The sequence below is a fragment of the Gordonia sp. SID5947 genome (assembly GCF_009862785.1).
Classification (GTDB): domain Bacteria; phylum Actinomycetota; class Actinomycetes; order Mycobacteriales; family Mycobacteriaceae; genus Gordonia.
This window is the reverse complement of sequence record NZ_WWHU01000001.1, coordinates 1,222,724-1,241,369: the sequence shown is the minus strand read 5'-3', so window position 1 is coordinate 1,241,369 and position 18,646 is coordinate 1,222,724. Positions and strand designations below refer to the sequence as shown.

19 protein-coding genes are annotated in these 18,646 nt (G+C 66.4%); 11 read left to right on the top strand and 8 right to left on the bottom strand.

All coding sequences use genetic code 11. The features are described from left to right. The first annotated feature begins 37 nt into the window (after nt 1-37). A complete protein-coding gene (locus tag GTV32_RS05765; RefSeq protein WP_202421653.1) occupies nt 38-2,962 on the top strand; it encodes a DNA translocase FtsK in 2,925 nt (974 codons plus the stop codon). A gap of 47 nt (nt 2,963-3,009) precedes the next feature. Here GTV32_RS05765 and GTV32_RS05760 read toward each other — a convergent pair whose 3' ends face one another. Continuing rightward, the gene (locus GTV32_RS05760; protein WP_161059311.1) at nt 3,010-3,432 is read right to left on the bottom strand and encodes an MmcQ/YjbR family DNA-binding protein; all 423 of its coding nucleotides are present in this window, start codon (nt 3,430-3,432) and stop codon (nt 3,010-3,012) included. A gap of 245 nt (nt 3,433-3,677) precedes the next feature. Here GTV32_RS05760 and GTV32_RS05755 point away from each other — a divergent pair, with 245 nt between their 5' ends. Next, nucleotides 3,678-4,664: a TerC family protein gene (locus tag GTV32_RS05755; protein ID WP_161059310.1), complete on the top strand. Its 987-nt coding sequence runs from the start codon at nt 3,678-3,680 to the stop codon at nt 4,662-4,664. A 30-nt stretch (nt 4,665-4,694) separates the two neighbouring features. Here the strand turns inward: GTV32_RS05755 and GTV32_RS05750 are convergent, their stop codons facing one another. Then, nucleotides 4,695-4,979, bottom strand: coding sequence for a YciI family protein (locus GTV32_RS05750; protein ID WP_161059309.1), 285 nt, complete (start codon nt 4,977-4,979; stop codon nt 4,695-4,697). Nucleotides 4,980-4,996: 17 nt separating this feature from the next. Beyond that, entirely contained in the window at nt 4,997-5,596 is a 600-nt protein-coding gene (locus tag GTV32_RS05745; protein WP_202421651.1) for an amino-acid N-acetyltransferase, read from the bottom strand. Between the two features lie 156 nt (nt 5,597-5,752). Between GTV32_RS05745 and pgsA the strand changes: the two genes are divergently transcribed. The 7 genes from pgsA (at nt 5,753) to GTV32_RS05710 (ending at nt 11,345) form a co-directional block, all read left to right on the top strand. After that, nucleotides 5,753-6,478: a CDP-diacylglycerol--glycerol-3-phosphate 3-phosphatidyltransferase gene (pgsA, locus tag GTV32_RS05740; RefSeq protein WP_161059308.1), complete on the top strand. Its 726-nt coding sequence runs from the start codon at nt 5,753-5,755 to the stop codon at nt 6,476-6,478. Nucleotides 6,479-6,717: 239 nt separating this feature from the next. After that, nucleotides 6,718-7,074, top strand: coding sequence for a helix-turn-helix transcriptional regulator (locus GTV32_RS05735; protein WP_161059307.1), 357 nt, complete (start codon nt 6,718-6,720; stop codon nt 7,072-7,074). 132 nt (nt 7,075-7,206) lie between these two features. Then, the gene (locus tag GTV32_RS05730; protein WP_161059306.1) at nt 7,207-8,028 is read left to right on the top strand and encodes a PspA/IM30 family protein; all 822 of its coding nucleotides are present in this window, start codon (nt 7,207-7,209) and stop codon (nt 8,026-8,028) included. A 124-nt stretch (nt 8,029-8,152) separates the two neighbouring features. Further along, nucleotides 8,153-9,358, top strand: coding sequence for a nucleotide disphospho-sugar-binding domain-containing protein (locus tag GTV32_RS05725; RefSeq protein WP_161059305.1), 1,206 nt, complete (start codon nt 8,153-8,155; stop codon nt 9,356-9,358). A 9-nt stretch (nt 9,359-9,367) separates the two neighbouring features. Then, entirely contained in the window at nt 9,368-9,562 is a 195-nt protein-coding gene (locus GTV32_RS05720) for a DUF3046 domain-containing protein (protein ID WP_161059304.1), read from the top strand. 213 nt (nt 9,563-9,775) lie between these two features. Continuing rightward, the gene (gene recA / locus GTV32_RS05715; protein WP_161059303.1) at nt 9,776-10,819 is read left to right on the top strand and encodes a recombinase RecA; all 1,044 of its coding nucleotides are present in this window, start codon (nt 9,776-9,778) and stop codon (nt 10,817-10,819) included. 7 nt (nt 10,820-10,826) lie between these two features. Beyond that, nucleotides 10,827-11,345, top strand: a complete 519-nt coding sequence (locus tag GTV32_RS05710) for a regulatory protein RecX (protein WP_161059302.1) — start codon at nt 10,827-10,829, stop codon at nt 11,343-11,345. 28 nt (nt 11,346-11,373) lie between these two features. Here GTV32_RS05710 and GTV32_RS05705 read toward each other — a convergent pair whose 3' ends face one another. Genes GTV32_RS05705 through GTV32_RS05690 form a run of 4 tightly spaced genes read right to left on the bottom strand, consistent with a single transcriptional unit; the run spans nt 11,374 to nt 14,726 of the window. Next, nucleotides 11,374-12,267 carry an amino acid ABC transporter permease gene (locus tag GTV32_RS05705; RefSeq protein WP_161059301.1) on the bottom strand — a complete coding sequence of 298 codons (894 nt, stop codon included), beginning with the start codon at nt 12,265-12,267 and terminating at the stop codon, nt 11,374-11,376. Continuing rightward, on the bottom strand, nt 12,264-12,947 hold the full coding sequence (locus GTV32_RS05700) for an amino acid ABC transporter permease (protein ID WP_161059300.1): 684 nt from the start codon (nt 12,945-12,947) through the stop codon (nt 12,264-12,266). Before GTV32_RS05700 ends, GTV32_RS05705 begins: the two co-directional genes overlap by 4 nt. A gap of 20 nt (nt 12,948-12,967) precedes the next feature. Beyond that, on the bottom strand, nt 12,968-13,996 hold the full coding sequence (locus GTV32_RS05695) for a glutamate ABC transporter substrate-binding protein (RefSeq protein ID WP_161059299.1): 1,029 nt from the start codon (nt 13,994-13,996) through the stop codon (nt 12,968-12,970). 1 nt (nt 13,997) lies between these two features. Then, nucleotides 13,998-14,726: an amino acid ABC transporter ATP-binding protein gene (locus GTV32_RS05690; protein WP_202421649.1), complete on the bottom strand. Its 729-nt coding sequence runs from the start codon at nt 14,724-14,726 to the stop codon at nt 13,998-14,000. 226 nt (nt 14,727-14,952) lie between these two features. Between GTV32_RS05690 and miaB the strand changes: the two genes are divergently transcribed. Together miaB and GTV32_RS05680 are read left to right on the top strand one after the other, a co-directional pair. Then, nucleotides 14,953-16,464 carry a tRNA (N6-isopentenyl adenosine(37)-C2)-methylthiotransferase MiaB gene (gene miaB, locus GTV32_RS05685; protein WP_343287434.1) on the top strand — a complete coding sequence of 504 codons (1,512 nt, stop codon included), beginning with the start codon at nt 14,953-14,955 and terminating at the stop codon, nt 16,462-16,464. Then, a complete protein-coding gene (locus GTV32_RS05680) occupies nt 16,464-17,114 on the top strand; it encodes a hypothetical protein (protein ID WP_237421485.1) in 651 nt (216 codons plus the stop codon). The genes miaB and GTV32_RS05680 overlap by 1 nt, the downstream gene beginning before the upstream one ends. A 21-nt stretch (nt 17,115-17,135) precedes the next feature. On the opposite strand, the gene GTV32_RS05675 is transcribed toward GTV32_RS05680, so the two are convergent. Continuing rightward, complete coding sequence (locus GTV32_RS05675) at nt 17,136-18,560, bottom strand: DUF349 domain-containing protein (protein ID WP_202421647.1); 1,425 nt, start codon at nt 18,558-18,560, stop codon at nt 17,136-17,138. Nucleotides 18,561-18,646: the final 86 nt, after the last annotated feature.

Genomic DNA, 18,646 nt, shown 5'->3' with positions numbered 1-18,646 from the left:
GTGACTGAGGTGACGGTAGGCGACTAGTCTGTCCGGCATGGCTTCGAAAGCAACCGCTGGTGCCCAGAAACGGGGTGCGTCGCAGAGGAGTGCGCCGAAATCGGCATCGCGTGCGACTGCGGGAACGACGAAGTCGGGTGCACGGGGAACGCGCGGTACGAGTACGCGGACGTCGCGCTCGACCTCGGCCGGTACCCGTGCGACGACGGCACGTAAGAGTGGCAGCACCTCGACACGCGCTCGAGCCGCACAGCGCGCGGTGGCGTCCGAAGACATCCACCGCCGGTCCGTGGCGGCGACCGGGGCGTCCGCCGTCGGGCGAGGACTCGGCGCGGGGTGGTCGCTGATGGCCCGCGGCGTCGGCGGTCTGGCCCGCGCCGGGGGAGTCCGGTCGACAGGGGTGGGCGAGCAGTTCGACGACCTCGACGGTGACGATCCGGTCGACGATGGGTTCGATCTCGACGGTCCGATCGTCGACGACCCGTTCGACGAGGAGCGACCCGCCGATCGCCGAGGGCGGACGACACCCCGGCGGGACCTGAGCGGGCACTCGCACCGGCGCGACGGTGTCGCGCTGGCGATCCTCGCGTTTGCACTTCTGGTGGGCGCAAGCGTGTGGTTCGGGGCCGCCGGACCGGTCGGTGCATTCATCGAGGCACTCATCCGTGCGATCGTCGGAGCGGCATCCGTGGTGGTACCGCTCGCCCTGGTGGCGCTGGCGGTGGTGCTCATGCGCCGGCCGCCGAACCCGCATCGTCGAGCCCGGTATCTCGGTGCGGGCCTCCTCGTGGTCTTGCCGGTGCTCGGACTCATCCATCTCGTCGCCGGCGCACCGGAGGATCTGCCCGGCCGGTCGTCGGCAGGCGGTTTCCTCGGCTTCGCCGTCGGCACCCCGCTCACCGACGGTGTGACAGCGTGGATCTCGGTGCCCATCCTGCTGTTGTGCGTCGCCTTCGGTGCATTGATCTTGAGCGGCAAGACGGTCCGAGAGGTGATCGACGGTGCCGCCGGGTATCTCGGCCTCGGCCAGGTCCCCTACGCCGACGACGTCGCGCCGTGGGACGAACTCGACGATGACGATGACGACCGGGTCGACGACGATGGCGAGAGCGCTCCCCGTCGGTCGCTTCGTGGCCGTGCGGGTCGTCGAGGCGCGGGTGATGACGTGACCGAGGTGCTCGAGACACCCGCCGGCTACTCACCCGACCCCTACGACAACTATCCGCCCGACGCCGAGCCGGTGCGCCGCAGCCGCCGGTCCCGTCGTCCGGTCGACCCGGATGTGGATGCCGCGGATTTCGCGGCCGCGACGACGATCCCGCTCGACGACGAGGTCACCGAGCAGATCGAGACCGAACCCGCCGAACCGTCGCCGCCGCGAAAGACGCCGACGAAGCGGTCGGCGGCACGACCGCAGACGCCCGCGGTGCCGACCGAGAGCTCGGGAGCGCTCGTCGACCGCACAGTCGAGGGCGAGTACCAGTTGCCGCCGTCGGACCTGCTGATCGACGGAGACCCGCCAAAGCAGGGCGGACGCTCCAACGACGACATGATCGACCGGATCACCGGAGTCATGGAGCAATTCAAGATCGACGCCGCCGTCACCGGCTACACCCGTGGACCGACGGTGACCCGCTACGAGGTCGAACTCGGTCCGGGCGTCAAGGTCGAGAAGATCACAGCGCTGCAGCGCAACATCGCGTACGCGGTCGCCACCGACAACGTCCGCCTGCTCGCGCCGATCCCGGGCAAGTCGGCGGTGGGCATCGAGGTGCCCAACGCCGATCGCGAGATGGTCCGCCTCGCCGACGTGCTGAAGTCGCCGAAGACGCGCAAGGACGGGCACCCTCTGGTGATCGGACTCGGCAAGGACATCGAGGGCGACTTCGTCAGTGCGAATCTGGCCAAGATGCCGCATCTGCTGGTCGCGGGCTCGACCGGCTCGGGTAAGTCGAGCTTCGTGAACTCGATGCTCGTCTCGCTGCTCAGCCGTGCCACCCCTGACGACGTCCGGATGATCCTCATCGATCCCAAGATGGTGGAACTCACCCCGTACGAAGGCATTCCGCACCTCATCACGCCGATCATCACCCAGCCCAAGAAGGCCGCGGCGGCACTGGCGTGGCTGGTCGAGGAGATGGAGCAGCGCTACCAGGACATGAAGGCGTCGAGGGTGCGCCACATCGACGATTTCAACGCCAAGGTGCGTTCCGGTGAGATCACCACGCCGTTGGGCAGTGAGCGCGTGTACACGCCGTATCCCTACATCTTGGCGATCGTCGACGAGCTCGCGGACCTGATGATGACCGCACCACGTGACGTCGAGGACGCCATCGTGCGCATCACCCAGAAGGCGCGTGCGGCGGGCATCCACCTCGTGCTGGCCACCCAGCGTCCTTCCGTCGACGTGGTGACCGGTCTGATCAAGACGAATGTGCCGTCGCGCCTGGCGTTCGCGACCTCGTCGCTGACGGACTCACGAGTCATCCTCGATCAACCCGGTGCCGAGAAGCTGATCGGTATGGGTGACGGGCTCTTCCTGCCGATGGGCGCCAACAAGCCGATCCGAATGCAGGGTGCCTTCATCACCGACGAGGAGATCCAGGCAGTCGTCGACTTCACCCGCGAGCAGAGCGAGCCTGAGTACACCGAGGGCGTCACCACCGCGAAGGCAGGCGAGAAGAAGGACATCGACGGCGACATCGGCAACGATCTCGACGATCTGCTGCAGGCAATCGAACTCGTGGTGTCGAGCCAGTTCGGCTCCACGTCGATGTTGCAGCGAAAGCTGCGTGTCGGATTCGCCAAGGCCGGGCGGCTGATGGACCTGATGGAGACGCGCGGCGTCGTCGGACCGAGCGAGGGCTCCAAGGCCCGTGAGGTCTTGGTGAAACCAGAGGATCTCGCCGGCGTGATCACCTCGATCACCGGCGGCGGGAGCGACGACGCCACCGCTGAGTGAGTCAGCTCCGGACGCCCGGGTCGGCCGCCATGCGGCCGATTCGATCCTCAGGTGAGCCCGTGTTCGGACAGCCAGGAATGGGCACGCCGCGCCGACGCCCGGCTCAACCAGGCGTCCTGGATGACCTCCGTCAGTTCGGCTCGGGTCAGCTCGCCGATCCTCGACGTACGCACGAGCACCGAGAGGTGCCCGTCGAAGTGGCTTGTCGTGAAGAACGGTGAACGCTCGTCCTGGACGAGTGCGAGCTTGTCGTCTTCCGTCGGGACCCAGATGACGACGACGTCGTCGAACCGTTCGCCGGTGTCGGGATCCCGGGCGTCGGGACGAGGCGTGCGGAAGAACACGAACGACTTCCCGCCCACCTGATACACCGGTCGATCCGTCGACGATCCGGCATCCGTCACGTGCGGCATCGCCTGTGCGACGGTGTGGATGTCGCCGACGGTCGCCGGGCGCTGTGGTGGCGCCATGGTGCAACCATACCCGCGTGTACTAGGCTGGCCGGTGATCGAAGAGGGGAGTATCCCCACCCTTTGCGGCGTCTCCGTCAATACGGTCGCCCCGGGCCGCGATGCCGATCATCGCGGCGCGGACGGCCCGGATTCGTCGGTCGGCCCGATGAGCGCATCATCCTGATGCGAGCTCATCGCACCCCCCGGCGGGAGAGACCTCTGGCATCGCATGCTTGTGCTGCGCGCTGGAGGAGATCACTTTCATGGATATCTCGACAACGGTCTGGATCGTCACCTGTGTGGTGATCGCAGGCCTGTTCGTCTTCGACTTCTTTGCCCACGTCCGGGTCCCACACGCCCCGTCCCTGAAGGAATCGGGGGCCTGGTCGGCCGTCTACATCTCGATCGCCCTGGTCTTCGGGCTGTTCGTCTGGTGGAAATGGGGCGGCACGTTCGGCGGTGAGTACTTCGCCGGTTACGTGACCGAGAAGGCGCTCTCGGTGGACAACCTGTTCGTCTTCGTCATCATCATGTCGAAGTTCGCGGTGCCCAAGGAGTATCAGCAGAAGGTTCTGCTGCTCGGCATCGTGATGGCCCTGGTCATGCGGACGGTCTTCATCCTGGTGGGCGCCGCGGCGATCAACGCCTACAGCTGGGTCTTCTACCTGTTCGGTGCGTTCCTGATCTTCACCGCGGTCAAGCTGGTCAGTGAGAGCGACGACCCGGTGGAGCACGAGGAGCAGCGGGAGAGCCGCCTCGAGCGGTTCGTGAAACGCTATCTGCGTACCTCGGACGAGTACGACGGCGACAAGTTGTTCACCAAGGCCAACGGCAAACGCCTGGCGACCCCGATGCTGATGGTGCTCGTGGTCATCGGTTTCACCGACGTGCTGTTCGCGCTCGATTCGATCCCGGCGATCTACGGTCTCACCCAGGAGCCCTATCTGGTCTTCACCGCAAACGCGTTCGCACTGATGGGACTTCGCCAGCTGTACTTCTTGCTCGGCGGGCTGCTCGATCGACTCGTCTACCTGTCGTACGGGCTGTCGTTCATCTTGGCGTTCATCGGCGTGAAGCTGATCCTGCACGCGCTGCACGAGAACACGCTGCCGTTCGTCAACGGTGGTGAGCATGTGTCTGTGCCCGAGGTGACCACCCCGGTCTCGCTGGGGGTGATCATCCTGACGCTGGTGATCACCACCGTGGCGAGCCTGGTCAGGTCGCGGAATTCCGAACCGACGGCTCGCTGACGATCGCCAACCGGCGGTGGTCCGGGTGGATCAGGCGTCGAACGGCCCGAAGACCTGGGTCCATTCGATCACCCGGACACCGTCGACGGCCTCGTGTGCGATGAACGGATCGTTGGCCAGAAGCGCCTCGGCGGCGGCGAGGCTCTCGGCGCGGACGACGATCAGCGCGCCGGAGCCGTCCGGGTAGGGGCCGGCCAGCAGGACGTTGCCGGCGGTGTTCTCCTCGCCCAGCCACTCACGATGTAAAGGCCGGTACTGGTCGCGCAGCGCCGCCTTGGGCGGTTCGTAGGTGTAGTGGACGGCAAAGGTCGCCATCGGGACTCCTGTCCTGATCAGTTGAGGTTGGCCAGCATCCGGGTGTTGCCGAGGGTGTTGGGCTTCACGTAGCTGAGATCGAGGAACTCGGCGACGCCGGTGTCGTAGGAACGGCACATCTCCTCGAACACCTCGCGGGTCACGGGCGTGCCGTCGATCTCACTGAAACCGTGCCGCGCGAAGAACGAGGTCTCGAAGGTGAGCACGAATACGCGTGACAGCTGCAACTCCCGGGCCATGTCCATCAGCCGCGCGACGATCCGGTGACCGACACCGCGGCCCGCGTACCCGGTGTCGACCGCGACGGTACGCACCTCGCCGAGGTCGGCCCAGAGGACGTGCAGCGCGCCACATCCGACGACCACACCGTCGAGGTCGGCCACCCAGAACTCCTGTACCGCCTCGTAGAGCGTGACGAGGTTCTTCTCGAGAAGGATGCGGCCCGCGTACTGATCGATGAGTTCCTTGATCCGGGGTACGTCCGACGTTCGTGCCCGTCGGATCACCGCGTCGCGAACCTCTGCCGCGGCAGGGGCGTTCGCGTCGTCTCCGGCGGTTGGTCCCGGGGAGCCGGGCGGCGGCGTCCGGGGCTCGGGGTCGGGGACTGCAGGGGGCATGAGACCTCACAGTAGTCGCGCGCAGGACGGCCGCGCACGCGCCTTTCGAGCGGAGTCCGCCCTCGCGGACAGCCCGCGACCGGGGTGCCGATAGGCTGTGGGCGTGCGGGAGCAGTATCGCCTGGTCGGTCGGCGACCACGAGAGATCGGTGCGTCATGACCGATCGGATGCGCCGTGCCGTGCACGAGCACGGGATTGCCGGCGCCGGTCGTGGACCCGACCACATCACCGACCCCGTAGACCCGGTACCACTGGTCAACATCGCCAACGCGCTCACCGTCTTCCGCATCGTCCTGGTCCCCGTGTTCGTCGCGGCCCTCTTCATCGGCGGCGGGCACGACACAGCATGGCGGATCGTTGCGGCGGTGATCTTCGCGATCGCTGCCATCACCGACCGCTACGACGGCCGTCTGGCGCGGGAGCGAGGCCTCGTCACCGATTTCGGGAAGATGGCCGACCCGATCGCAGACAAGGCGCTCATCGGTGCGGCTCTGCTCGGCCTGTCCGTTCTCGGCGACCTGTCGTGGTGGGTCACCGCGGTGATCCTCGCCCGCGAACTCGGTGTCACGGCCCTGCGATTCTGGGTGCTGCGTCACGGTGTGATCCCGGCGAGCCGCGGCGGCAAGCTGAAGACCCTGCTGCAGGCGGTGGCCATCGGTCTCTATCTGTTGCCGCTCGACGGACCGTGGCACGTGGCCGCCGCCGTGGTGATGGGCGTCGCGCTGGCCGTCACCGTCTTCACCGGCTTCGATTACATCTGGCAGGCACTGGCGCTGCGGAACCGTTCTGTTGCGGCAGACCGATCGGAGACCCCGGTGGGCGATGCATCTCCGGATGCCTCGGACCCAACCGGTGTTCGCCCTCGGCGCAACTCCGGATGACGCGCGCGATACCGCGCGGCACCGGCAGTCATATTCGACTACTGTCGTCGTCACGACGGTGACTTCCGCCGAACCCGCGACCGTGGCGACAGGGAACCGGTGTGGTGTCCCAGACGTTGTGGTGGTGATGGTCCGGTCGTGAAGACGTTGTCGTGAAGATGTGGTCGTGACGAACGACGGCGTGACGAATCCAGAGTTCGCCACGGCCGAAGGCAACCGAGCAGTGAGGAGGACGCCCGATGGCAGTGCTACTGCGAGAGGCGCTGGGCGAGAGCCTGCGCCGGGTACGCACGACCCAGGGCCGCACGCTGCGTGAGGTCTCCACCGACGCACGGGTCAGTCTCGGCTACCTGTCGGAGGTCGAACGTGGGCAGAAGGAGGCTTCCAGCGAGCTCCTCGCTGCGATCTGCGATGCACTCGACGTGGAGATCGCCGAGCTCCTGCTCGACATCGGCCTCGCGATGCTGCCGGCCGACAGCGATCGCCTGGTCGGCGCCGAGACGGTTGCGACCGCGGACATGGGCGTACTCGACGCCAAGGTCGTCATCCCCGGGCCTGCCGGTCGTTCCGAGGGGGCGGCGCTCGCCGCCGCCTGATGCTCCCGCGGTTGTCGCGCCGCGACGATCGCGCCGCGTACGGGACCGGCATCGTGGGTGTCGCCGCGCCACGGTCCCAGACGCTAGATTGGTTACACACCACCGACCACCCGGAATGGAGTTGACGCAAGTATGGCGAACCCGTTCGTGAAGGCGTGGCGCTACCTGATGGCACTTGGTAACGCCAAGATCGACGAGAACGCAGACCCGAAGATCCAGATCCAGCAGGCGATCGAGGACGCTCAGCGTCAGCACCAGGCACTGTCCCAGCAGGCTGCATCGGTCATCGGTAACCAGCGTCAGCTGGAGATGAAACTCAACCGTCAGCTCGAGGAGATCGAGAAACTCCAGGCCAACACGCGTCAGGCGCTGACGCTGGCGGATCAGGCGACCGGCGCGGGCGACACGGCGAAGGCGCAGGAGTACACCAACGCCGCCGAGGCCTTTGCTGCGCAGTTGGTGACCGCGGAGCAGAGCGTCGAGGATCTCAAGGTGCTGCACGATCAGTCGTTGCAGGCGGCCGAGCAGGCCAAGAAGGCCGTCGAGCGCAACGCGATGATGCTCCAGCAGAAGCTCGCCGAGCGGTCGAAGCTGCTGAGTCAGCTCGAGCAGGCCAAGATGCAGGAACAGGTGAGTGCGTCGCTCAATCAGATGAGCGAACTCGCGGTGCCGGGCAACACCCCGAATCTCGACCAGGTGCGCGACAAGATCGAGCGTCGCTACGCCAACGCGTTGGGGCAGGCCGAACTCGCGCAGAACACCGTTCAGGGCCGCATGCAGGAAGTCGAGCAGGCCGGGGTGCAGATGGCCGGGCATGCCCGGCTCGAGCAGATCCGCGCCAGCATGGCGGGTGGAGCGCTGCCCTCGGCCGGTGCCGGCACCGCACAGCCGGCCGCCCAGCCCGCGCAACCGACCACACCGGCCACCGAACAGCCGCCACAGGCCGGCAACTGACCGACCCGGACCACGATCCGACCACGACGAACGGCCTCCCGCCGATGGGGGCCGTTTGTCGTCCGATGAGCCCGAGACCGCTGCGGCCCACCCGGACCCGGCGTGCGCGGCAGCGAGGAGATCCATGGCACGCGTCGCGATCGTGGCAGGACCTGATGCGGGACATGCGTTTCCGGCTTTCGCCCTCGCCGAGCGGCTGGACGCCGACGGCGTCGAGACGATCGTCTACACGGGGCTTCGGTGGCGCGCGGCGGCGGCCGGACGTGGCGTGGAGGTCGCCGAACTCCCCGGCCTGGCCGTCGAGGTCGGGGACGACGACGCGGACGCCGGCGCGAAACTGAGCGCACGCGCCGCGCGCATCGCGGTGTCACTGGCGCCTGTGCTGGCCGAACGTCGGGTGGACCTGGTGATCTCGGACGTGATCACCGTCGGGGGCGCGTGGGCCGCCGAACTCGTCGGTGTGCCGTGGGTGGAACTGTCGCCGCACCCGCTGTACCGACCATCCCGTGGTCTGCCGCCGATCGGCGCGGGCCTCGAACCCGGCGCCGGTTGGCGGGGCCGGCTGCGTGACTCGGCGATGCGTGCGGCGACCGCGCGGTCGCTTCGTCGTGGTGAGCGGCAGCGGGATCACGCACGGTCCGAGATCGGCCTCGGTGCATCGAGGTCCCGGCCCTCGGCGCGGCTCATCGCCACACTCCCCGCGCTCGAGGTGTATCGGCCGGACTGGCCGGTGGACACCCACCTCGTGGGTCCCCTGCTGTGGGAGCCGACCGAATCCGTCTTCGACCGGCCGCCGGGAACGGAGCCGCTTGTCCTCGTCGCGCCTTCGACCGCGGTCACCGGCGCAGCGGACATGGCCGGGACCGCGGTCGCCGCACTTGCCGCCGATGAGCTCGGTTTCCCTGTGCGCGTGGTGCTCTCGGCCCTGAATCCGCCGTCGGCCGAACAGCTCCCGGACCATGTCGTGGTGGGCACGGCCCGACAGGACGAGATCCTCTCGGACACCGATCTGGTGATCTGCGGTGGCGGACACGGGATGTTGGCCAAGGCACTCTCGGCCGGTGTCCCGGTTGTGACGGTTCCCGGGGGCGGTGACCAGTGGGAACTGGCGAACCGGGTGCAGCGTCAGGGGAGTGGCGTGCTCGTCCGGCCGGTGGGGGTGCCCGCCATGGTGTCGGCGGCCCGGGAGGTGCTCACCGATCCGTCGTACACGGCGGCCGCGGCGCGTGCCTCGGCGTCGGCGGCCGGAGTTACCGACGCGGTGCAAGTGGTCCGCCGCCTGTTGCCGCCGTCTGTTGCCGCGTCGAGAAGGGTCGTTCGGCGTGGGTAGGCTGGCCGCGTGCGCCTGACCGAATTCACCGAGCTGATCACCACCGAGTTCGGGGAGCGGGCGGCCGATTCGATCCTGGTCGACCACGTTCTCCTCGAATTCGGAGGGCGTACCGGGGCGCAGGCGATCGAAGGCGGTGCGGATCCCCGGGATGTCTGGGTGGCCATCTGCCGAGATTTCGACGTCCCTCGCGAACGCTGGTGACCCTGGGCGTGTCGGTGCTTGCCATCGAACACATGTTCGTTCATTGTGGGTGTTGTCGGAACCACGGACTCCGGGCGTGCGTCAGACATTGAGACGACCAAGCAACGACGCGCGTAGACGGAAGTTGTCGGAACCCGTGGCTAACGTGCAACTCACAACAGCCACACCAGACCACCTGGCCGGTCACCGGCCCTGAGTTCGGAGGAGAACCCCATGGCAGCAGCACCCCAGGACAGGGAGAAGGCGCTCGATCTGGCCCTCGCACAGATCGACAAGAACTTCGGCAAGGGATCGGTCATGCGACTCGGCGAGGAGACCCGTCAGCCGATCGCAGTCATTCCGACCGGCTCCATTGCGTTGGACGTGGCGCTCGGTATCGGTGGTCTCCCTCGCGGCCGGATCGTCGAGGTGTACGGGCCGGAATCCTCGGGTAAGACCACCGTCGCCCTGCATGCGGTGGCCAATGCCCAGGCCGCCGGCGGTATCGCCGCTTTCATCGACGCCGAGCACGCTCTCGATCCCGATTACGCGGCCAAACTCGGCGTCGACACGGATGCACTGCTGGTCTCACAGCCCGACACGGGAGAGCAGGCGCTGGAGATCGCGGACATGTTGATCCGCTCCGGTGCGCTCGACATCCTGGTCATCGACTCGGTCGCCGCTCTCGTCCCGCGCGCCGAGATCGAGGGTGAGATGGGCGACAGCCACGTGGGCTTGCAGGCCCGCCTGATGAGCCAGGCACTGCGCAAGATGACGTCCGGGCTGAGCAACTCGAAGACCACTGCGATCTTCATCAACCAGCTGCGCGAGAAGATCGGCGTCATGTTCGGATCACCGGAGACCACCACCGGCGGCAAGGCTCTCAAGTTCTATTCCTCTGTCCGGCTGGACGTCCGGCGTATCGAAACCCTGAAGGACGGCACCGACGCAGTCGGCAACCGCACCCGGGTGAAGGTGGTCAAGAACAAGGTTGCGCCGCCGTTCAAGCAGGCCGAGTTCGACATTCTCTACGGCCAGGGCATCAGCAAGGAGGGGTCGCTCATCGACATGGGTGTGGCGGAGGGCTTCATCCGCAAGTCGGGCTCGTGGTTCACCTACGAGGGCGACCAGCTCGGCCAGGGCAAGGAGAATGCGCGAAAGTTCCTGCTGGAGAACGACGACGTCCGGGACGAGATCGAGAAGAAGATCAAGGAAAAGCTGGGCATCGGTGCCGTGGTCGACGCCGACGAGGTCGCGCCGGCCCCGGTCGAATTCTGATCGAGTCATGAGCAGTACCACACCGGACCCCGAGGAACGGAACGGTCCCAGCGCCTGGGATGCAGCACTCCGACTCCTCGGGGTCCGCGCTCGTTCGCGACAGGAAATGGCTGACCGGTTGGCCCGTAAAGGGTTTGATGCCGAGGCTGTCGATGATGTGATGAGCCGTCTGGAGAAACATCAGCTCGTCGACGATGCCGAGTTCGCCAACGAATGGGTCCGGTCACGGCACGCCCATTCTGGACGAGGGCGTGTCGCCCTCCGCCAGGAACTCCGCACAAAGGGTGTCGACGCCCGCATCATCGAGGCGGCTCTCGACGACATCGACCCTGATGATGAGCGAGCCGTCGCCGCCGAACTCGTCGCCAAGAAGCTGACTCCCACCCAGGTGGACCGGCTGCACGCCGATCCGGCGATGCGCGACACCTTGTTCCGACGGCTGGCCGGGATGCTGATGCGTCGCGGTTACCCGCAGTCGATGGCCATCGACGTTGTCACCGAGGCGCTCGACGGCGTGAACACCTGAATCGTACGGTCAGAGGTTCGTGCCGAGATCACTTCGGCCCGAAGCTCGGTAGGTTCTCCATGGCCGCCAGGTCGGCGGCGTCGGCATCGGGGACCACCCGCTTGGTTCGGCCCTGACGCAGCCGCCGTTCGAGATAGGTGGCAAGCGACGACAACCCGAAATTGATGATGATCATCACGATCGCTACCACGACCAGTGCCGGAAGATAGTTTCCGTAATAGGAAGCGGACTGGATGCCCGAACGGACCACCTCGATGTAGCCGATGGCGTATCCGAGCGCGCTGTCCTTCAAGGCGATGACCATCTGCGAGATCAACGCAGGCAGCATCGCCGTCACCGCCTGGGGGAGCAGGATGATGCGCATCATCTGCGATTTGCGCAGACCCAGCGCCATGGACGCCTCGGTCTGCCCCTTCGGGAGCGAGTTGATCCCGGAGCGAAGGATCTCGGCGATCACCGAACCGTTGTAGAGGGTGAGACCGGTGACGACGGCTGCGAACGCCAGTTGTGATGACGGGAAGATCGCATAGTCGGCGAACAGATAGTAGGCGAAGATCATCAGGATCAGCACCGGGATCGCACGAAAGACCTCGACGAACAGTCCAGACAGGGCTCGTAACCATCGATGATCCGACAATCGCCCGATGCCGAGGACCGAGCCGAGCAGCAAGGCCAGGACAATCGAGAGTGCCGCCGCCTTCAGCGTGCCCCACAGTCCGGGCAGGACGTAGGTGGTCCAGGTGGTCGACTTGACGAACGGATCCCACTTCTCCGATGTCAGCTGGTCATTTCCGCCCAGGATGTAGAGAACGTAGGCGGCGACAGCGACCAGGATGGCGATGAAGGCGAACGCGATGAGGCGATTGCGTCTGCGCGCTTTGGGGCCTGGTGCGTCGTAGAGGACGGTGGCGCCGTTGCTCATCGTTTCACCGCCAGTCGCTTGGCCAGGTACCCGAAGACGAAGCCTTCGGTCAGCGTGATGATCATGAAGCCGACCGCGATGATCGCGAACACCGCGACGATCTGGTCGGAGAAGGTCTCGAGCTCTTCCTTCATCAGCAGTGAGGCCTCGGCCACACCGATGACGGAGGCGATCGTGGTGTTCTTCGTGAGGGCGATGAGCACACTGCCCAGCGGTCCGATCACCGAGCGCAGCGCTTGGGGCAAGATGATAATGCCGAAGACCTGGGTGAACGTGAGCCCCAGTGATCGGGCGGCCTCGGCCTGGCCGATCGGCACCGTGTTGAAGCCCGAACGCAGTGTCTCGCACACGAAAGTGGCCGTGTAGAGCACGAACGCCAGGACTGCGAGCCAGAAGTTGTTGTTGTCGATGAAGTTCTCATTGTCCGGTGCCAGAGCGAGGCCGAGGTTCTGGTAGAGCCCGATGGAACAGAACAAGATGATCAACGTCAGCGGGGTGTTACGGACCACGTTGATGTAGACCTCGGAGAACCCGCGCATAACGGGAACCGGGGACACCCGCATCGCGGCCAATATGGTGCCCCAGATCAGTGCCCCGATCGAGGAGAAGAAGGTCAGTTTCAACGTCACCCAGAAGGCCGGCCACAGTTGTGGCCCCATATCTGCCCAGAGTTCACTCATCGACGATCAGCCCTTCCTTGTCAGCTCAGGCCCGGTGGGCAGGGGGTGGAAGTGGAATCGAGGAAATCGAGATCGCCCGGATCCGGTGCGAATTTGTACTTGGAGTCCGGGCTGTCGGCGCGGGCGACCATGGAGTCCACCGTCTGGTTGCCGATGGCGTCTCGAAGCGCACGGTCCCATGGTGATTGTCCATCGGGGCCGGGGACCAGCATCGCGTCGATCGCCTTGTTGACCGCGGTCACGGCGTCGGGATACTCCTTGGCCATGCCGATGCCGTAGTACTCCGTCGAGAACGGCGTGCCCGCCTTCTTCAGCGCGTCTTTCACGCAGGCGTCCTTCGGGTAGGACATCCCGACGAGCTTGAACTCGTCGGGGAAGAAGTTGGCATATCCGGCCAGGATCACCTCGTCTGTGGTCAGCGCGTCGACCTTGCCCCGCCGCAGCGCCTCCACGCACGACGAATAGGAGTCGTACTCCTGCAACTGCACATTGGGCAGCTGTGCCTTGACGTTCTGCGCCGGGGTCGAGCCGGTGACGGAGCAAAGTTTCTTACCGGCACTCAGGTCGGTCAGTGAGGAGATCGAGTCGTCGTCTTCGCGGACGAGCAGGCCCTGATAGTTGATCAGGTACGGTCCGGCGAACGCGACTTCCTTGGCGCGTGCCGCGGTGATCGAGTAGGTGGCCGCGATCATGTCCACCTCCCCGTTGTCGATGAGTGTCTCGCGCTGCGCCGATGGTGTTTCACGCCAACGGATCCGGGGATGTTCGACACCCATCGAATCGGCGATGTTATTCACCACGAAGGTCGACACCGACGGATCGAATCCGGTGACGGACCTGTCGGGGTTGCGGATTCCGAGGCCTGGCTGGTCGTACTTGGTGCCCAGCACGACCGAGCCGCTGCGGATCGAGTCGAGAAGGTTACGTGGGTCGGTGTTGCCGCAGCCTGCCAAGGTGCCCGCGACAAGGGCCAGGGTGAGGACGAGGGTTCCGACGCCGATGGCCCGATGCGTGCGCCGAACCGACGTCGATGATGAGGTGGCCGCCATATCAGTGGCCCAGGATCTTCCCGAGGAAATCGCGGGCGCGTTCGGATCGGGGATCGGAGAAGAAGCTCTCCGGGTCCGAGTCCTCCACGATCGCGCCGTCGGCCATGAATATCACCCGATCAGCTGCCTTACGCGCAAAGCCCATCTCGTGGGTGACCACGATCATGGTCATCCCTTCCTTGGCGAGGGAGACCATCACGTCGAGGACCTCGTTGACCATCTCCGGGTCGAGGGCCGAGGTCGGCTCGTCGAAGAGCATGATCTTCGGGGCCATCGCCAGCGACCGCGCGATGGCGACACGCTGCTGCTGGCCTCCGGACAGCTGGGCTGGATACTTGTCCTTCTGACTCTCGATGCCGACGCGTTCGAGGAGTTCGAGGGCTCGTTTGTTCGCCTCGTCCTTGCTCTTCCTGCGCACCTTGGTGGGCGCGAGCGTGACGTTCTGCAGAATTGTCTTGTGCGCGAACAGGTTGAAGGATTGGAAGACCATCCCGACGTCGGCGCGCAGCCGGGCGAGGTCCTTGCCCTCGTCGGGCAGCAGCTTGCCCTCCACATAGATCTCGCCGCTGTCGACGGGCTCGAGTCGGTTGATGGTCCGGCACAACGTGGACTTGCCCGACCCGGAGGGTCCGAGCACCACCACGACCTGTCCCGCCGGGACCTCGAGGTTGATGTCACGTAGTACGTGCAGTGATCCGAAATGCTTCTGAACGTCTTTCATGACGATCATCGGTTGCGACGCAGCCGTCGGCTCGGTCGTCACAGGTTCCTCGATCGGCGAATCGGTCATAGAGAAGAAGCCTAGTGTGACCGGGGCCGGCACGTCCCGTTCCTCGGCCGTCCGAGTGTCGAAAAGCGGATTTGCGCAGGCCCGTACCCTGGGAAGGGTGAGTATCGAGTTGTCCGAACGGCGTGGCGCACCTGACGCCGGAGCCGGCGCGGGGTCAGACCTCGCCGTGCCTGCCCGCAGCTATCAGGTGCGGACCTATGGCTGTCAGATGAATGTGCACGATTCGGAACGTATCGCTGGGCTGCTGGAGGACGCCGGCTACACCAAGGCGGCCGACGACGCCGACGCCGATCTCGTCGTGTTCAACACCTGTGCCATCCGGGAGAACGCCGACAACAAGCTCTACGGGAACCTGTCACACCTCGCGCCTGCCAAGTCGGCGCGTCCCGGCATGCAGATCGCCGTCGGCGGATGTCTCGCACAGAAGGACAAGGACACCGTCCTGCGCAAGGCGCCGTGGGTGGACGTCGTGTTCGGCACGCACAACATCGGTTCGCTGCCCGCGCTGCTCGACCGCGCCCGGCACAACGATTCGGCGCAGGTCGAGATCCTCGAATCGCTCGAGCGGTTTCCCTCGACGTTGCCGGCGAAGCGTGACTCTGCCTACTCCGGTTGGGTGTCCGTCTCGGTCGGCTGCAACAACACCTGCACGTTCTGCATCGTGCCGTCGCTGCGCGGCAAGGAGGTCGATCGCCGTCCGGGTGATGTCCTGGCGGAGGTCCAGGCGCTCGTCGATCAAGGCGTCAGTGAGGTGACCCTGCTGGGCCAGAACGTGAACGCGTACGGGATGTCGTTCGCAGATCCCGACCAGCCTCGCAACCGCGGGGCGTTCGCGGAGCTGCTGCGCGCCTGCGGGACCATCGAAGGCCTGGAGCGCGTCCGGTTCACCTCGCCACATCCGGCCGAGTTCACCGACGACGTCATCGACGCGATGGCGGAGACCCCGAACGTGTGCCCGCAGTTGCACATGCCGCTGCAGTCCGGGTCCGATCGGATTCTGCGCGCCATGCGTCGCAGCTACCGGCAAGGCAAGTTCCTCGGCATCCTCGACAAGGTTCGGGCGGCCATGCCGCACGCCGCAATCACCACCGACATCATCGTCGGATTCCCCGGTGAGACCGAGGAGGACTTCCAACAGACGCTCGACGTGGTCGCCGCGGCCCGCTTCTCCAGTGCCTTCACCTTCCAGTACTCGCCGCGTCCCGGGACACCCGCCGCCACGATGCCCGACCAGGTGCCACCCGAGGTGGTCGGGGAGCGTTATCGACGATTGATCGCCCTTCAGGAAGAGATCTGTCTCGCCGAGAACCGTGCGATCGTCGGCACCGAGGTCGAACTGCTCGTCGTCGCGGACGACGGACGAAAGTCGGCGCACACCCGGCGGATGACCGGTCGAGCGCGCGACGGGCGTCTCGTCCACTTCGCGGCGGGGGAGCGTGTCGGGATCGATGTGATCCGGCCGGGCGACGTGGTGACGACGACCGTGACCGGCGCTGCCCCACACCATCTCGTCGCCGATTCGGGCGTGGCCACACACCGCCGGACCCGTGCGGGCGATGCCCACGAGGCGAGCCGCATGCCGACGACACCGCCGGTCGGCGTCGGGCTCGGGATACCGACGATCGGTGCGGCGCCCGTCGAACCGGTGGCCACCGGATGTTCAGGAGGTTGTGGCTGATGACCGACGCGAGTGACCGTCCGCAGGACGGAACGGGCGGGGACACCCCTGCCGGCCGCGATCATGCGACCGACGCGGGCCGATTCGCCGAGTACGAAGGAGATCTGCGTAAGGCCGAACGAAAGGTCGCAGGCGAGATCGATCCCGGCATGCGCGCACTCGTGGTGGCGGTCGCGGTCCTGGTGGCGATGCTCTCGCTCGTACTGCCGCACACCGGTTCGGCCACCGGGATCGAGGTGCTCACGTTCTCACCCGACGCGGCAGCCGAGCGGGTCACCATCACATCGAAGGTGTTCGTCTACTTCGTCGCCATCTTCGGGATCGGCTTCTCGGTGCTGGCGCTGCTGACCCGACGTTGGATCGTCGCGTGGATCGCGCTGTGCGGCAATGCCATCGCATGCGTGGCGGGCATGCTCGCCTGGTGGTCACGCAACACTCCCGGCGTCGGGGGTGTCGAACCGCCGTCGGGTGTCGGCATCGGGTTGATCATCGGCTGGCTGGCCGTCCTGGTGCTGACGTTCCACTGGGCCCGAGTCGTGTGGGCTCGTAGCACCTACCATCTGGCGCTCGAGGAGGAGCGTCGCAAGGAAGCTGCCACCCGCGACGCCCTGGCGCGCTCGCTGCAACGCAAACCCGGCCAGGACGGCTGAGAGAGGCCGAGCGTCACGCGATCACCGATCGGCGATCGCGCTCGCGGCGGCGTCCGCCCATTCTTTCCATTGCGCAGCCTGATCACGGAGTTTGGCTGCGTCCTTGGCCTTTCCGCGTTCCTCGGCCTTGCGGGCCTGATCCTCGAACTGGGCCGCGCGGTCGGCGAACTGCGCGGCCCGCGCCTGCGCCTCGGGATCGGTGCGCTGCCACTGAGCGTCCTCGGCGTCGCGAATCCGCTTCTCCAGCGCACGGGCGCGACCCTCGAGACTGCTCATCTGTTCACGGGGGACCTTGCCGATCTCATCCCACTTGTCACGGAACGCCCGGAACTCGCGTCGGGCGGCCTCGAGATCAGACGCCGGGTCGATGGTCTTCTCCGCGGCATCGAGGAGGGCGACCTTCGCTGTCGCGTTGGCCGCGAACTCACTGTCGCGCTCGGAGGTCGCGGCGTTGCGGGCCGAGAAGAAGACGTCCTGGGCAGCTTTGAATCTCTGCCACAGGGCGTCGTCGGCGTCGCGGGGCGCGCGGCCGGCCGCCTTCCATTCGGCGAGGAGTTCGCGGAACTTCCCTGATGTGGGTCCCCAGTCGGTGGAGCCGGAGAGTTCTTCGGCGCGTGTGATGAGCTCTTCCTTGCGCGCTTTGGCGCCCGCTCGCTCCCGGTCGAGCTCGGCGAAATGGGCGCCGCGTCGTCGGTTGAAGGCGTCACGTGCCTTGGCGTAGCGCTTCCACAGGGCGTCGTCGGTCTTCCGATCGACCCCCTTGATGGTCTTCCACTCGTCGAGGATCGCCCGGAGCCGGTCGCCCGCGGCCTTCCACTGCGTCGAGTCGGCGCCGATCTCCTCGGCTTCGGTCGCCAGCTGCTCCTTGCGTGCGATCGCCTCGGTGCGCAGCCTGTCGCGCTCGGACTTGATCGAGTCCGCGACCTCGTCGGCACTGCCGACGATGAGGTTCAACCGCTCCTCGAGCGCCGCCACATCACCGATCACCGCGGCGCTCGGCAGTGCGTCGAGAAGGTGCTGAGCGGCCGCCTGCGCCTTGCGGGGATCACCTGATCGGGCAGCGAGACGCTCTTCGAGTATCTCCACCTCGGTGGCGAGGTCGTCGAACTTGCGAGCGAAATGGGCGAGGCCTTCCTCGATCGAACCCGCCTGCCACGATCCGATCTCGCGTTCTGCGGAGCCGACCTTGAGCCAGACCACCCCGTCGGAGTCGATACGTCCGAAATGGTGCGGATCGCCGTGCGGAACGGGGGTCGGCACCGGTGGTAGCTCACTCGGACGTGGGTGCGGACCCGGCCGGGGACCGGGTTTCGGGCCTGGTCGGGGCCTCGGCCGCGGTGTCGCCTCCGGCGCGGACGGGGACGTACTGCCTGCCGCCGCGGTGTCGGCAGGGGTCGTCGACTCCGTCACCTCGGAGGCATTTGTCGGATCGGTCGGATTCGTCATGTGCAGGTGCCCTCTCCCGCAGGTTGGTTGCCGCGCGTCACGGCTGCCGTCGCATCGATACCTCCGTGGCGCCCGGCGTCGACACG